A 14,648-nucleotide genomic window follows, 5' to 3' on the forward strand; every position below is an offset into this window, starting at 1 on the left:
ACTTGACAGATAGATGATAGAAGAAAATAGCAATCTATAGGCATATTTCCTTAGCTGCGCATAATCCATAAATCAACTGGTGGTAGATTGGCTTCGATGTGCAACTCGAAAGATTTCATGTTAGGAAACGGCTACACATTTGAAAAGGGGGCTTCTACTGTGAATCAAACAACCAAGAAACAGCATTATATTTGGCGCAGTTATCTGGCTCCTTGGACAAATAATGATTCTAGCACTGGAACAATTGTGTGCCTTCGAGACAATAAGATTTTTACTGTTTCACTGATGAATATTGCTCATGAAAACTACTTTTATGGTATAAAAGAATTGTCGAAACAGGAAAGACATCTCGTTTACGAAATGACAATCAAAAGCGTTACAGGCAGACAAAGAAAAGTAAATGAAGGCTGGCTCAATCTATACTGTGCTCCCTTTGATCTAGCGGATGAAGTGGTTCGCCTTAACTATTCAATGGGTCTTCCAACTGACCGCGTCAAAATAGAAAGCAATCAAGAATTTAAAAACTGGAATATCGAATACATTGAAAAGCTTCACAGTCAAATTGAGTCCACAGGAATGCAGTATATGGAGCTCATTAGGCAAAACGACTTGAGCTTTTGGAAGATAGAAAAAAGCCGTGATGAGTTTTCTTTTTTTCTATGTAATCAATATTTTAGGACAAAACGCATGCGTGATTCATTAACAATGGTTTTTACAAAATACCATGCTATCAATGAAGATTTTAAGGATATATGCCCAGAAAACATGTGGCTCCCACTTTCTCTGATATTTGCTTCAAATGTTGGTGCTCATGTTACACATGATTTTTCCGCCGTTTTACTTCAGGCTGAAGATAGTTATTTTATTGTTGGAGATCAACCAGTTGTCAATACTTATTCAACTTTTAACATACTAACACCCCCTAATGACATGGAGTTATTTTATCCAGTCACACCACATACAGCGTTGCTTTTGACAACAGATCCAAAATATGTAAGCGGACAAATATTAAAGATTGGTATACATGAAGTGGCAAAATATAACACGCTCGAAGTAAGAGCTTCAAGAGAACAATCCTTTGCAAAAGACAAAGCACAATTAGAAGCGTTTATGGCTGTACAGCATTGACCAATGGACCAAGGAATTATGATCGTTTTGATATGACCATGAAATGAAGTACACATTATCCATAAACCCAGGTAGTTTGAAAGAAAGGCGAAGAAAAGGGATGCAGCAAATTAATACGCAATTCTCCAACAAAATAAAAGACACGAAAATTAATTATGTGAAATTTGGCACCGATGAACTACTAACACTTCGTTTACAAATTGAGGATATTTTAATTGGGGTAAGAGAAAATAATTTTGATAGTAGTACTGGTGCTCCTATAATTATTGGGCTTATGACTCTTTTGAGTACAATGGCAATCGCGTTTGTTGTGTCCGTTCCTAACATGGCTATATCTGTGGTAGTAGGATCGCTAAATTTCCAAAAAATTGACACTAAAAAGGCGAATGATATATTAGATAACTTATTTAAGAAATCATTACAAAATACATATGGATATCTATGGAAACTATATATCCCAACAGCTCTTACAATCTCCATTATAGGTATATTAGCATATATTTTATTTCGTCATAGGATTCATCGGCTAAAAATGTATAACAGAGAGTTAGAAGTTATCAATATGATTTTGGCAGAAAGAATTGAGAGTGGTAGGACAGCGTTAAAAACAGCTATAATGAATGCTCGGACATTACAAGTAAGCAAAAAAGTAGGAACGGTAGTCGGTAATGTTACGCAAATAACTTACGATATTTTTCAAATTGCGATCACAGGTGCAGAGACGACACTGAATAATAGCGCAAGTGAAACCCAAGCGCAAATAGATGCAGCAGTAACCGCTTTAACAACGGCAACGACAACCTTTAACAATGCAGTCAATAAAGTTGACACAACAGCATTAAAAACAGCCATAACGAATGCTCGGACATTAAAAGCAAGCAAAACAGTAGGAACAGCAGACGGTAATGTTACGCAAGCAACTTGCGATGTTTTTCAAATTGCGATCACAAGTGCAGAGACGACACTGAATAAAAGCACAAGTGAAACTCAAGCGCAAATCGATGCAGCAGTAATCGCTTTGGAGAGAATGAAAGTGCTAGCTTTTGGTTAGGAGTAGGAAGTTGCGTAGCAATGGAACAAGAACTGCATATATTTATCAATATTAATTCAAGCTCTTCTAGATAAGCATCATCATACATTATAGCCCTACATGTCCAATAAACAATAGACCGGCGTCTTTATTTGGAATTTGGTGCTATTGTTATAATCTCCACATCTATAGCAACTGATCTTGCTAAAGACCGATTAAGTGAACAGAACCCATAAACAAAGTTAAAGAATGGACGTTTAATTTGGACGGTCGGGCTTTAACTTTGTTTATGGAATACTTTGCTTTTTAGGAGGAAATCAAGGAAAAATGCGGAAAATATAATGTGACAGTAACGATGAGTAATTCACATAAGGCTAATAATGCGAACTATTTATAAAAGAAAAGATATTGGAAATAGAATTATTAATACCATTTTAAGAATTGAAAAAAGAGCACGACTAGTGGAGGCCGCTGAAAAAGAATCAAATTTTATAACCTACCAATAAAAAAGGAACCAGGAGCTGGGACAATTCGGGAGAATTGCTCATCTTCTGGTTCCTTTTTAACCCCGATTAATATTTATTTACTATTTGTCTCTCATTAAGGTTATTATTCTCTTCAGATTAACCGCAAATATTGTTGTTGCCCCTTGTAAACGCATACCAGATAGACCTGAGGCAGATGCAACATCGTACCCATGTCTATGTTTTAGTTCACTATTTTTCGCCTCTATCTTATAGCGTTCCTTGGATTCTTCTTTGAAGAACTCACTTTCTTGAAATGCAGCCTGCTCCTCATGGATATGGTGCTTAATCGTCACGGAATAAGATTTTGTTTTTGCCCCTTCTTTGTAGCATCCAGCCTTAAAAGTGCAAGTTTTACACGTTTCTACATCAAAAAAGTAGGATTCAACAGTTCCCAAACCATCTTTTGCATGCTTTTTGGAGCGAGTACTTGTTTTTTTAAAGCTCATATGTCCAGCCTTACAGACATACCTATCGGCATCTTTATTAAATTCAAAATCATTGGGATTTGTGCGGCCAGCCTTAACATGGGTTACGGTTTTGCTTAATTTAGAGACTAAGTTAATATTGTGGTTTTTAGCATAGGTAATATTCTCTTTCTCTGAATAAGCTGTATCGCCTATTATACCTCTTACTTTAATACCTGCCTGTTTGCTTTTCTCTGCTAATTCTTGGAGTTGCTTACCATCGTGTTTTTCACCGGATGTAACAACTGCAGCGGTTATGATTCTCTCTTTAGTCATTGCGATATGTGTTTTGTATCCAAAAAATGAAGTATCTGCTGTTTTATGACCAACCTTAGCATCAGTATCTTTTGACAATAGACTTAAACGCTCAATGTCATCTTCAACGAGCTCTTTTAGCATATTTAACTTTTCCCTAACAGCAGGATAGCTAGAAATGGCTTCTGTAGATTCTATTACCGCTATTAGCTTTTGGCAATAGTCCAGTTCATCTTCCAGTAATCCATTATTAACCTTAGGAGGGAATTGTTCCTTCATCGTTTCATCTATGGCATAGACTGTTTTACGCAGCCTTTTTGAATACTCAACTAGGTTTTCCCGTGGTGATTTCTGATTGTATCTAGCCTTTGTATGGGTGGAATCTACAATAATAGATTCGCTTTTTATGATTCCTTGTTCCAAGGCGATTTCCACTGTCTTATTGATTAATAGATCAAGTAAGTTTGAATCTTTTAGCCGCAACCTTCTAAATTTCGTTAATGAGCTTGCATCGATAACTTCTTCTTCTGGGGCCATACCCAAGAAATACTTAAATGACATATCGTATTTTGATCGTTCAACGACATCAACATCTGAAATGTCGAAAATACTTTTCAGCAAAAGATATTTAAACATTCTTACGGGGTCGATGGCACCACGTCCATTATTTTGGCAATAGACATTTGCTAACTCGTCATAGATAAATGTAAAGTCCACCAATTCATTCATCTGACGCAATAAGTTATCTTTTGGTACAATTAACTCATATAATTCTATGTAAGGACTCAGGACCAGGTTAGTTTGCCTTTTTATCATCGAATCACCCGCTTGTGTTAGTACTTTAATTGTATCAAAAAGAGAGCTGGAATTACTTATTTTCATAATTCCAGCTCTCTTTTATTTTTCAAATTAACTTTTTCAGCGGCCTCCGACTAGTGCTCTTCTTTGTGTATTTATACATTCTTAGTTTTTGAGTCCCAAACTTTATGAGAATCAGTCCCAAACTATTTGAGAGCAGTCCCAAACTTTATGAGAACTCACAATAACCTGTTACAGACGCAATCCCCTACTCTACCGTCACACTCTTCGCTAAATTCCTCGGCTTATCTACGTCACACCCTCTGGCAACGGATACATAGTAGGCCAGGAGTTGGAGCGGAATGACAGTGAGGAGCGGAGCGAGTTCGTCTCTTGTTTCAGGAACATAGATCACTTGATCTACAGACTTGGCCAGGCTGGTGTTGCCCTTATAGGTCAAGCCAAAGACTTTGGCGTCCCGTGCTTTAACTTCCTTGATATTCGAAACAGTTTTATCAAACACATCCCGTTGGGTTGCTAGAGCCAAGACAGGGGTTTGTTCCGTGACGAGGGCCAAAGTGCCGTGTTTCAGTTCCCCAGCGGCATAGGCTTCGGCGTGGATATAGGAGATTTCCTTCATCTTTAGGGCTCCTTCCATGGCCACAGCCCAGTCTAATGAACGACCTAGGAAGAAAGTATCTTCTACGTCGACAAACGACTTAGCCAATTCACGAAGGATGCTTTCCTGATCGAGGATTTCCTGAACTTGAGCAGGGATCTTTTTCAGGTCTCCAATGATTTCCCCGATCTTAGCCGGAGGCAGCGTTCCTTTGACTTGGGCAAGATACAATCCGAGTAATACCATGCCCTCCAATTGAGTTGTATAGGCCTTCGTCGAGGCCACTGCAATTTCCGGACCCGCCCAGGTAAAGATTACATCATGGGCTTCTCGGGAAACGGTGCTGCCCACGACATTCGTGACGGCAATGACGCGTGCTCCACGGTTCTTAGCCTCGCGCAGGGCTGCCAAGGTATCGGCGGTCTCGCCGGACTGACTTACAACCACCACAAGGGTGTGTTCGTCAATAAGTGGTGAGCGATAGCGAAACTCTGAGGCAATGTCTACCTCCACAGGGAGATGAGCCCAGCGTTCAATTAAGGTTTTACCGACTAACCCGGCGTGCCAAGCAGTCCCGCAGGCAACGATATAAACTTTGTGAATCTGGGCGAGCTCTTCTGAAGTCAAATCTACTTCTTGAAGAACAACTTTCTCCTCTTCCAAACGACCGAGCATCGTATCCTTCAGGGCACGAGGCTGCTCGTGAATTTCTTTGAGCATAAAGTGCTCATAACCGCCTTTTTCAGCTGCTACAGCATCCCACTTGACATCCATGACTTCTTTTACGTGAGGATTTCCTGCGAAGTCTGTAATTTTGACTCCGGCTTCTGTGAGCACGACCATTTCCCCATCGTCAAGAATATACACTTTACGAGTATGGTTCAGAATAGCGGTAATGTCGCTCGCTACAAAAAACTCTCCAGTTCCGAGGCCTACGACCATCGGACTGTCTTTACGGGCGGCTACCAGCTTATCCGGATCTTTGCGGCTGAGTACAACGATAGCAAAGGAGCCGTGAATCAGCTCTAATACTTTCCGTACAGCCGCTTCTAAATCTCCATCGTAAGCATCCTCAACGAGATGCGCTAAAACTTCTGTGTCTGTTTCTGAAGCAAAATGATGCCCCTTTTCGATGAGCTGATCTTTTAATTCCAGATAATTTTCAATGATGCCATTGTGCACGACTGCAAAGCCTTGCCCACAATCCCCATGGGGATGAGCATTGACCTGTGAAGGGCGACCATGAGTGGCCCAGCGTGTATGACCGATGCCGATGGACGATTGGGAAAAATTCTCCCCGATCTCCGCTTCCAAAGCAACTAACTTACCGACGCTTTTAGACACAGATATCCCTTCGGGGTCTAATACGGCTACCCCAGCCGAGTCATATCCCCGATATTCTAATTTCTTCAGACCCTCTACCAAAATCGGAATAGCCGCTTGTTTACCTATATATCCAACGATACCGCACATATTCTTTTACTCCCCTCAATCCTTCAGCAGTCATGAATCGAACTGCTATCTATCTATTCATACCAAAACTCAATTTAATGACGCAAATCTCCGAATTAGCTGCCCGGTCTCCTAAATATTCCATTTCTAAATCTCTAACATTGAATTCAAGGCACCACAAAAAGTCGTCCAAACCGGACGACTTCGTTGCTTCAGCTTCTGGGTATTCTACTTAAGGGGATAAAAACTCGACTGGTGCTTGAAGACAGTCTTCGTACTTGTTAGCTTTGGCGCAAGCAACGCCTAATTGCCCTTATGCTGTGGAAAGCATTCCGCAAAGTCATACTTTCTGACAGTGTAAAAAAGGCAGATTATCCCCTTATCTTGTTCACTTACCCTTTGTCCCGGAAATTACTCTCCGGCTTTATGTAAGCGTAACGGTAACAAGTTCACCGAGAGGGACCCGCCGAATCGTTCGATAACCCTCTTCCTCGTCGACCTTAAGCCAAACCTGCCTAAGGCCCTGGCGCTTCAACTATTCTGAAACAACGCAATATTCATTAATGAACCTAAACATCTTCCAGTCTCTCTGCTCTTTTCTTAAAGCATCACCTCTTTCACTTCCTAACTCAGATCAAACTTCCCTTTGATCGAGTTCCAAGGCCTATTGAGTAAACAGGTTCATGCACTGAAACTTGGTACGTATCTTTTATCACAAAGCTCTGTAAGCTCTCCGAGGTTCTAAAGCACATGGATAATATCAACATATGCATTTAGGTATATACCTGTTCCAACACATGAACCATTATACGCCAAATTTAAAAATTATCCAATGGTATCTTTATGCATCACACTGATTAATTATGTCAATGACATCTTGGGCTAATAACATTAGCTTTTCTTGGTCCGGTCCCTCCACCATCACTCGAATCAAAGGTTCTGTCCCCGAAGGGCGTACCAAGACACGGCCCCGCTCACCCAAAGCCTCTTCGGCTTCTCGAACTTTAGCAAGTACTTTCCCGTCAGACATAAGCCGTTCCTTATTTTTAACCCGAGCATTGAGGAGCACTTGAGGCAAACGCTGCATTTGGGAAGCAAGCTGAGAAAGGGGAATTTGTCGTTCCTTGACCACGGTCAACAAATGGAGAGCAGTTAACAGACCATCCCCTGTCGTGTTGTGATCTAAGAAAATAATATGCCCCGACTGTTCTCCACCCAGTTTCGCGCCTGTTCTAAGCAGTTCTTCCATGACATAGCGATCTCCGACTTGAGTCTCATAAACAGTAATTCCCGCTTCTTTAAGAGCGATGTGTAATCCCAGATTACTCATGACTGTGACAACGACGGCGTTTTCAGCCAAGCTTCCCTTAGCCTTCTGAGCTAATGCACAAATCACCATGATGAAATCACCATCTAAGATATTCCCAAGCTCATCCACTACGATCAGGCGGTCGGCATCTCCATCGTTAGCTAGTCCGAGGTCAGCTCCATGCTCCAATACAGCACGTTGCAGTTCTTCCGGATGAGTCGAACCACAGCCTGCATTAATATTTACCCCGTCCGGAGTGTTAAAAATCGGGATAACCTCCACTCCAAATTCCCGCAGCACAGCAGGCCCAACATAAGATGCTGCGCCATTTGCACAATCCAAGACCACTTTAAGCCCATCGAGGCGGCCTATGGATTCCTTGAGAAAATCTATGTACCGCCGTCCGGCATCATTGACCTCAATCACCCGTCCGACTTCTCCGCCGATTGGGACTTCCCAGGGTTTTTCTTCACTTAAGACGATACTTTCAATTTCATCCTCAATGACATCCGGCAGTTTAAATCCCGTGGAATCGAAAAACTTTATCCCATTATCTTGAACTGGGTTATGGGATGCTGAAATAACAACACCTGCACTGACATCTAGAGTTCGCGTTAAATAAGCAATTCCTGGTGTCGGCAAGACACCCACTCGTAAAACATCCGCTCCGACAGAACAAATTCCGGAGATTAATGCTGCCTCCAGCATATCCCCTGAAATCCGGGTATCCTTGCCGATCACAATTCGCGGGTGTGGATGCTCCTTACTCAAAACATACGCACCTGCTTGCCCAAGGCGAAAAGCGAGGTTCGGTGTCAGCTGGCTATTGGCCACGCCGCGTACCCCATCGGTTCCAAAGAGTCGCCCCAAGTCTTCTCTCTCCCTTTTTCTCTAAATTTAACTTGATAGCTTGTGCCCTTATCATTATAAATTTATGGACGGAATGTTCAATACTTCTTTAACACCAGATTAAACTATTTTTTCATTGATGATCCTATTTTACTCTAACTTGGCGTATTGCGCCATAAGCTGCTCGGCCATTCTTAATCCATCCACAGCCGCACTGGTGATCCCTCCGGCATAACCTGCGCCTTCCCCTGCCGGAAACAGCCCTGCTAAACTCAAGGATTCCCCTCGTTCGCTGCGTACGATACGAATGGGGGAACTAGTTCTCGTCTCGACACCCGTCAGTGTCGCTTTATTCTCTGCAAACCCTTTGATTTTATCATTAAATACTCGCAGAGCTCTTCCCAGCACTTCTCCTACCGACTGCGGCAGGACACTATGGAGATCACGAGCAACGACACCCGGAGTATAACTTGCGGGTAAGTCAAAATGATCGGACACCTTGCCCTCCAGAAAATCCGGCACACGCTGTGCAGGGGCGCAATAACTTTCACCCCCGGCAGCAAATGCTTTTCGTTCCCAGGTTCTTTGAAACTCTAGACCAGCTAAAGGGTGAGCAGTTGCAAAGTCATCCGCCCCCACCGTCACAACAATGGCACTATTGGCAAAGGCCGTATCCCGGGCGAATTCACTCATTCCGTTAGTGACTACTCCTCCCGCTTCTGAAGCAGCTGCCACAACCTTACCTCCCGGGCACATGCAAAAAGCATAAGCCCCTCGACCCGTCTCCAGGTCCTGATAGGTCAATTGATAATCTGCCGGGCCAACCAACGGGTGTTCTTCAACGCCATATTGAGCTAAATTGATGATTGACTGAGGGTGCTCTATACGCAGACCGATTGCAAAGCCCTTCCGTTCCAAAGTAATGTTCTGATCAAATAGGAATTCATAAACATCTCGAGCACTATGTCCAACTGCCAGAATTATGGCCTCAACTGGAATTTCTTCCTGACCATTAACTAAGACGCTTTGGACCTGGCCGCTGGACAATTTCAGGCCTGTGACTTTAGCGCGAAAACGGATTTCTCCGCCCAGTGATTTGATTTCCTGCCGAATCCCCTTGACCACTCCTTTCAGAATGTCTGTGCCAATATGAGGCTTCGCTAAAAACCGGATCTCAGATGGTGCGCCGTGCTTGACAAAGGTTTCCAAGACTTCAGTAATCCGCCGGTCCTGGATGCGGGTCGTTAATTTGCCGTCTGAAAACGTTCCTGCTCCGCCTTCTCCAAACTGAACATTACTCTCAGTATCCAACAACCCTCTCTGCCAAAATTCTTCAACCTTACGAGTTCGTTCTTCAACCGAGTCACCTCGCTCCAGCACTAGAGGCGCATATCCTTTTCGAGCTAAGGCAAGGGCAGCAAAATACCCCGCAGGACCTGAACCCACCACTATGGGACGATGGGTCAAAGTCCTGCCGGGCTTGGGCCAGACTATCGGAACCTCTTGAGGAGCTTCTTTTAGTCCGGGAATCCTTGACAAAAGACGATATCCTTCTTTATGAGGAATCTCCAGAGAAAACTGAAGTGTGTACACAAACGCTAGATGAGGCTTTTTGCGAGCATCTAACGATCGGCGCAAGAAACGAAGACCCTGAATCATTGGTTCAGGGACTTTCAACTTGCGGGCCATCGTGGCTCTCAATAAGCCATCATCTTCGACCGGAATTCTTAAATTCGTCCATATTAAGTCCACTCTGACGGTTCTCCTTTTAGCCATGAGTTTTAAGGCTATAGCTTACTTGCGGTGTTGTCGGCATGGTTACCCCAGGTGGAAGCTGCCAAAAAACTGACGTATTACTATAGCTTCCTGCTGCCTGACCAGAGGCATCCACCCAAAGTTGGATCTGGTCGGCAGTTAAGTTTTTCAGGATATCCGGGAGGCCTACAACCACCACATCAATCGGAGCAATTGTTTGGTCGACATCGAGACCTGTACCAACATTTCGGATCTGAACTGGGACTCCAGTAATAGTTTTTTGAATAGGCCCCGGTCCGATCTGAGCAATAACGCTTATCGTCGTTCCATCGAGGAATGTAACACCCGAGGGCAAGGTAACTTTATCCAGCGGAATCTGGAATGTTTTGTCTTCTGTAAGGCTGCTGAGGTCTATCGGACCAATACTCAGAGAATCAAACCCCTTTAAAGCTTGCGGGGTGCCAGAAACCTGGACGCTGGCAGGCGAAGGCAGTAAAGAGCTGAGCACCTTTCCTTGGGGCACTGTTCCGGTTGTCGTTACTTTCAAAGGGATCATTTTTGAAGACATCCCTTTGGACACGACCGGGACAATAACGTCCACGCTGCTCGGGTAAGAGGTCAAAATATCGACGCTGGGGTTAGGCCCGAAAATGGGCTTGCCTTCCTTATCTCGAAAGCTTATCGGGCGAGACACTTCAACAGTATCATTGGCCCCAGCAAGGTTAATCTCTGCAGTCACTTTATCTAAGCTGCCAACAATCGAACTTGGACCCCTGACATTAACTGCCGAGGGTTTAACAATAGGAGTGCCCATCTGAAAACCATCTGCCGGATTGCCTGATACGACAGCCTGTACTGTTACCGTCTTCTCTTGGACGCTGTCTAAAACTAATTTAATACTCGCCGGCTGAACATCTACGACATTCGTTCCTGTCGGTGTATTGACTTTAATAGTATAGCTATGCTCTCCCACGGTACCGCCCGTGAGATCAATCTGAGCATAAATATCCTTAATATTGGCGCTGGGGTTAATCCCTTGGAAACGAACACTGACTAAGGGAAGCTGACTCATGACGATCATATTTTGGGGCAAGTTGCTGACTACCAAAGGCACCGTCAGTGTCTGATCAGGTATTAGCTTGTCAGTAGTACCTTGATTCATGACAAATATCCAAAAAAGAATTGCAAATAAGAAGGATAGCAGCTTGACCCCGAGGTTTCGCCGTAAAATCTCTACCATGTGGGCTACCACCTCCAAAAGGGAATCGTCAGTGAGGAAGTGCTGTTGAGTTCCAATTCCCTCAGTAACAATTCTCGCAGCATTTTATCGTCCATGAAGCGGGTCAGAGCACCATCGAGTCCGACAGAAATTGCCCCGGTTTCCTCGGAAACAACAATAGCTAAAGCATCTGTGATCTCTGTCAACCCCAAAGCTGCACGGTGCCGAGTGCCTAAATCTTTTTGGATATTAGGATTTTCAGAGAGGGGAGAAAGCACCCAGCCGCGGCCACGCGGTCTGATCGAATAATCACTGCCCCATCATGAAGTGGGGTATTCGGAATAAAAATATTGACTAGAAATTCGGATGAAACCATCCCATCGATCTTAATCCCAGTTTCCACAAAATCCTGTACCCCTGTTTTTCGTTCAATTACAATCAGAGCTCCGATGCGATTCTTAGAAAGGACCTGCGTACAGCGCACCAATTCTTCCACAACTTGTTCCAGAGAATCGACGCCCGGAGTTAAAGGATGACGAGTAAAAAATCTTCCTCGTCCAAGTTGTTCTAAAAGTTTTCTAAGCTCTGGCTGAAAAACCACTGGAATGGCGATAACAAACATTTGAAATAATTTGTCGAGAATCCAGCTTATGGTGCGCAGCTGAAAATATTTCGCCAAGAGATAGACGACTAAAAGCACCATAACACCCTTGACCAGCTGCACGGCTCGAGTTCGTTTGATGAGCATATAGAACTGGTAGAAGACCACAGTCACCACAAGAATATCAATTGCATCCAACCATCCAAAATTACGAAACTGAGATAACACTTCTGTCATGGTCTTCCCCCTTTCTTATATACTCCATTTAACAACGGAGTTACTTTCTATAAGTATTTGATTCTCCATCGGTCGGAAAATCCCTTGCCGTTTAAAAATATATTTTTTGGCAAAGGATTAAAGGATTTCCATGCCTGCCAAAAGACCAAAACACCCCGTTAACATCATATCCCCATAGGGGGCCGCTTCATACCACTTCAAAGATTTTACCATACTTCTTCGAGGTCCGGTTACTACTACATATTCCCAACCCGGCCGCATTTCCGGATGCTTTGTCGCACCGTGTCCTCCGTTTTCGTAAACTTCCTCGTTCGTCAATTCTGCTGCTTGTAAGCGTTTGATAAATTTGACCAGAGCTTCGAGGGTCAGCATACCGGTATGATGTTCAAAAATCCCGTAGACTCGTTCTCCACAAATGGCAGCTGCAAGAGTATGGGAATTTCCGATGTTAATTGCTAAAATTCCTTGCTCAAGATAAGGTTTAACAAAAGGATCAGCCATAATTCCCAAGAGCGCAGCAGTCCCCGTATCCGTGAGGACAGCATTGGGTGCGATCTCCCGAATAGCACGCATCCGAGTATAAACTTCAGGAATACCCTCTTGGAAAACGAGCGTCCGCAGATCTCCCCCTCGGAGTACAAAATCCTCCCAGAGTCTGAAACGCAAGGTTCGATTGCTTTCTGTTGTACTATATCCGTGATCTTGTACAGCAACGGCCCAATTCTGAGGATACTCCAAACCGAAGGCTTCGATAGCCTGCTTTAAAGCTAAGATATCAATGTCCCCCATCCAAATAGGGATTTCCGAATCAGGAGCTTCTGTACAAAGCTTAATTCCCATTTTCTTAACGACTTCCAGATTATCATTAAAGGTCAAAGCAGCCTGAGAGGTAGCAAACGCTTGAAGGCCTGAGGCTAAATGCTCTTTCAGGGCAAGAACGCACGCTCCCCCGCCCATCATATGCCCATGAAGAAAAAACCCCCTGCTTTGTGCGGTAGCTTTACGAATCTCGGCAGCGACTGTCTGGGTCCGGCTGGGCACAATAAACTTTGAGCAGTTTTCCAAAGCCTTACCCGGCTGATATAGGAGGATATCTTGCGTGCCGGACCCCACATCAATAACGATTACATCTTTCGCCATTTTAGAACATCCTCCTTCCAACCCAAGGCTTAAAAATCTTCACGGCTTGCTGTGGGCAAAGCTCTTGACAGCAGAAACAACGAATACAAGCTTCCAAATCAACGACTGGGCGCTTCTGTTCATCCATAGTCAATGCCTTGGGCGGACAGTTATTGATACAATCTTTACACCCTACACACGCCGAATGATCAAAAACGGGACGCGGGCGCACACGATTGAGCACAAACTTCTTAGCCGTTTGGGGTAAAGGTACCATGTCCAGAAAATTGGTGGAAACTGCTTTAGGAATCACAAAATCTTGGATGCGCCAGAGCGAACGAGCATCCCCTTTGAGTTGGATTTCGTCCATCCTGCTGGTCAATCCCCGATTGCGAGCCGCCATCACAGTTGGAACCTTTTCGGGCTTTAGGCCGATTAAATCAGACGCCACGACATCTAAGGCAAAGGGATCTGTGCTTAGTAGCAAAGCTCCGATGTTGCGCGGGGTACCTGCTGAAGGGCCATCCCCTTCCATCCCCACGATTCCGTCCATAATACTTAAAGTAGGTTTGGCCCAAGCCGCGATATCTACCAAAAGATCGGCAAAATCAGGGATCTTAAACATTTTTAGATGATATTCCGCCTTAAGAAGACCGGGGATGACACCGAAGAGGATTTTCACCGCTCCGGTAAAGGTCATCATACCATGAGTTTTTAGTTTGGAAAGAGGGATAATTACGTCCGCTCCGAGGGCACAATTTGTCACGGTAAGGCTTTTAACCAGTTTCCCCTCCGGGTATTGGATCGTAGTCTGACCAACGTCTTCATTAAGAAGTGCTCCTGTCCGTTCAGCCACATCACGTAGACCTGAGCGCGCATAGACTGCCTGAAGCGCACTTACTGTATAAGGCCCACCTGGGCTGTCCCCAATGATGGGAATCCCACCTGCTTCCTGAACGAGATGAACCACGGCTTCAACGACACTGGGGTGTGTCGTTACAGCTTCCTCCGGACGTTTCTTCATCAACAAATTAACCTTTAGCAACACTCTTTGACCAGGTTTGACGAATTCAGACATTCCTCCCCATTCTGCCAAACCGTCTCGCAAGCTCTGTTCTATATCCGCTGTATAATCAGGGCAATATTTTAAGACTACTCTTGATTCCACTTAAGGTCCCGCCCTCTCCAGACTTAAAGAGATCTTCTCCTCCCATTTCCATTCATCAGCAGAATGGACAAAGATAAGATTCCTAAGTTCGAATTCGAATTCTTCACAGTCGAATATC

Annotated in this window: 9 protein-coding genes and 1 pseudogene; 2 read left to right on the forward strand and 8 right to left on the reverse strand. The window is 44.0% G+C overall.

The window, feature by feature from the left end:
* The first annotated feature begins 159 nt into the window (after window positions 1–159).
* Together VZF35_RS11450 and VZF35_RS11455 are read left to right on the forward strand one after the other, a co-directional pair.
* Entirely contained in the window at window positions 160–1,128 is a 969-nt protein-coding gene (locus tag VZF35_RS11450; protein ID WP_407313669.1) for a DUF4238 domain-containing protein, read from the forward strand.
* 100 nt (window positions 1,129–1,228) lie between these two features.
* Window positions 1,229–2,179 (forward strand): hypothetical protein, encoded by a 951-nt coding sequence (locus VZF35_RS11455; protein ID WP_407313671.1) that lies wholly within the window; start codon window positions 1,229–1,231, stop codon window positions 2,177–2,179.
* A 565-nt stretch (window positions 2,180–2,744) separates the two neighbouring features.
* Here VZF35_RS11455 and VZF35_RS11460 read toward each other — a convergent pair.
* The 8 genes and pseudogenes from VZF35_RS11460 to VZF35_RS11495 all read right to left on the reverse strand — a co-directional run bounded on the left by VZF35_RS11460 (window position 2,745) and on the right by VZF35_RS11495 (window position 14,530).
* The gene (locus VZF35_RS11460; RefSeq protein ID WP_407314430.1) at window positions 2,745–4,220 is read right to left on the reverse strand and encodes an IS1182 family transposase; all 1,476 of its coding nucleotides are present in this window, start codon (window positions 4,218–4,220) and stop codon (window positions 2,745–2,747) included.
* 250 nt (window positions 4,221–4,470) lie between these two features.
* Window positions 4,471–6,294, reverse strand: a complete 1,824-nt coding sequence (gene glmS / locus VZF35_RS11465) for a glutamine--fructose-6-phosphate transaminase (isomerizing) (protein WP_407313673.1) — start codon at window positions 6,292–6,294, stop codon at window positions 4,471–4,473.
* 820 nt (window positions 6,295–7,114) lie between these two features.
* On the reverse strand, window positions 7,115–8,452 hold the full coding sequence (gene glmM / locus VZF35_RS11470) for a phosphoglucosamine mutase (RefSeq protein WP_407313675.1): 1,338 nt from the start codon (window positions 8,450–8,452) through the stop codon (window positions 7,115–7,117).
* A gap of 129 nt (window positions 8,453–8,581) precedes the next feature.
* Window positions 8,582–10,183 carry an NAD(P)/FAD-dependent oxidoreductase gene (locus VZF35_RS11475; protein WP_407313677.1) on the reverse strand — a complete coding sequence of 534 codons (1,602 nt, stop codon included), beginning with the start codon at window positions 10,181–10,183 and terminating at the stop codon, window positions 8,582–8,584.
* A gap of 16 nt (window positions 10,184–10,199) precedes the next feature.
* On the reverse strand, window positions 10,200–11,426 hold the full coding sequence (locus tag VZF35_RS11480; RefSeq protein ID WP_407313679.1) for a YbbR-like domain-containing protein: 1,227 nt from the start codon (window positions 11,424–11,426) through the stop codon (window positions 10,200–10,202).
* Window positions 11,427–11,431: 5 nt separating this feature from the next.
* Window positions 11,432–12,243 (reverse strand): annotated as a pseudogene (gene cdaA / locus VZF35_RS11485) (diadenylate cyclase CdaA).
* Between the two features lie 117 nt (window positions 12,244–12,360).
* On the reverse strand, window positions 12,361–13,383 hold the full coding sequence (locus VZF35_RS11490; protein ID WP_407313681.1) for a DUF1786 domain-containing protein: 1,023 nt from the start codon (window positions 13,381–13,383) through the stop codon (window positions 12,361–12,363).
* A 1-nt stretch (window position 13,384) separates the two neighbouring features.
* On the reverse strand, window positions 13,385–14,530 hold the full coding sequence (locus tag VZF35_RS11495) for a DUF362 domain-containing protein (RefSeq protein ID WP_407313683.1): 1,146 nt from the start codon (window positions 14,528–14,530) through the stop codon (window positions 13,385–13,387).
* Window positions 14,531–14,648: the final 118 nt, after the last annotated feature.

The organism is Desulfosporosinus paludis, assembly GCF_045689965.1.
Taxonomy (GTDB): Bacteria; Bacillota; Desulfitobacteriia; order Desulfitobacteriales; family Desulfitobacteriaceae; genus Desulfosporosinus; species Desulfosporosinus paludis.

Excerpts from the sequence above, each read along its gene's own strand:
- VZF35_RS11455 (WP_407313671.1), top strand. The coding sequence starts at position 1,229 with ATGCAGCAAATTAATACGCAATTCTCCAACAAAATAAAAGACACGAAA.
- VZF35_RS11460 (WP_407314430.1), bottom strand. The coding sequence starts at position 4,220 with ATGATAAAAAGGCAAACTAACCTGGTCCTGAGTCCTTACATAGAATTA.
- glmS (WP_407313673.1), bottom strand. The coding sequence starts at position 6,294 with ATGTGCGGTATCGTTGGATATATAGGTAAACAAGCGGCTATTCCGATT.
- VZF35_RS11480 (WP_407313679.1), bottom strand. The coding sequence starts at position 11,426 with ATGGTAGAGATTTTACGGCGAAACCTCGGGGTCAAGCTGCTATCCTTC.
- VZF35_RS11490 (WP_407313681.1), bottom strand. The coding sequence starts at position 13,383 with ATGGCGAAAGATGTAATCGTTATTGATGTGGGGTCCGGCACGCAAGAT.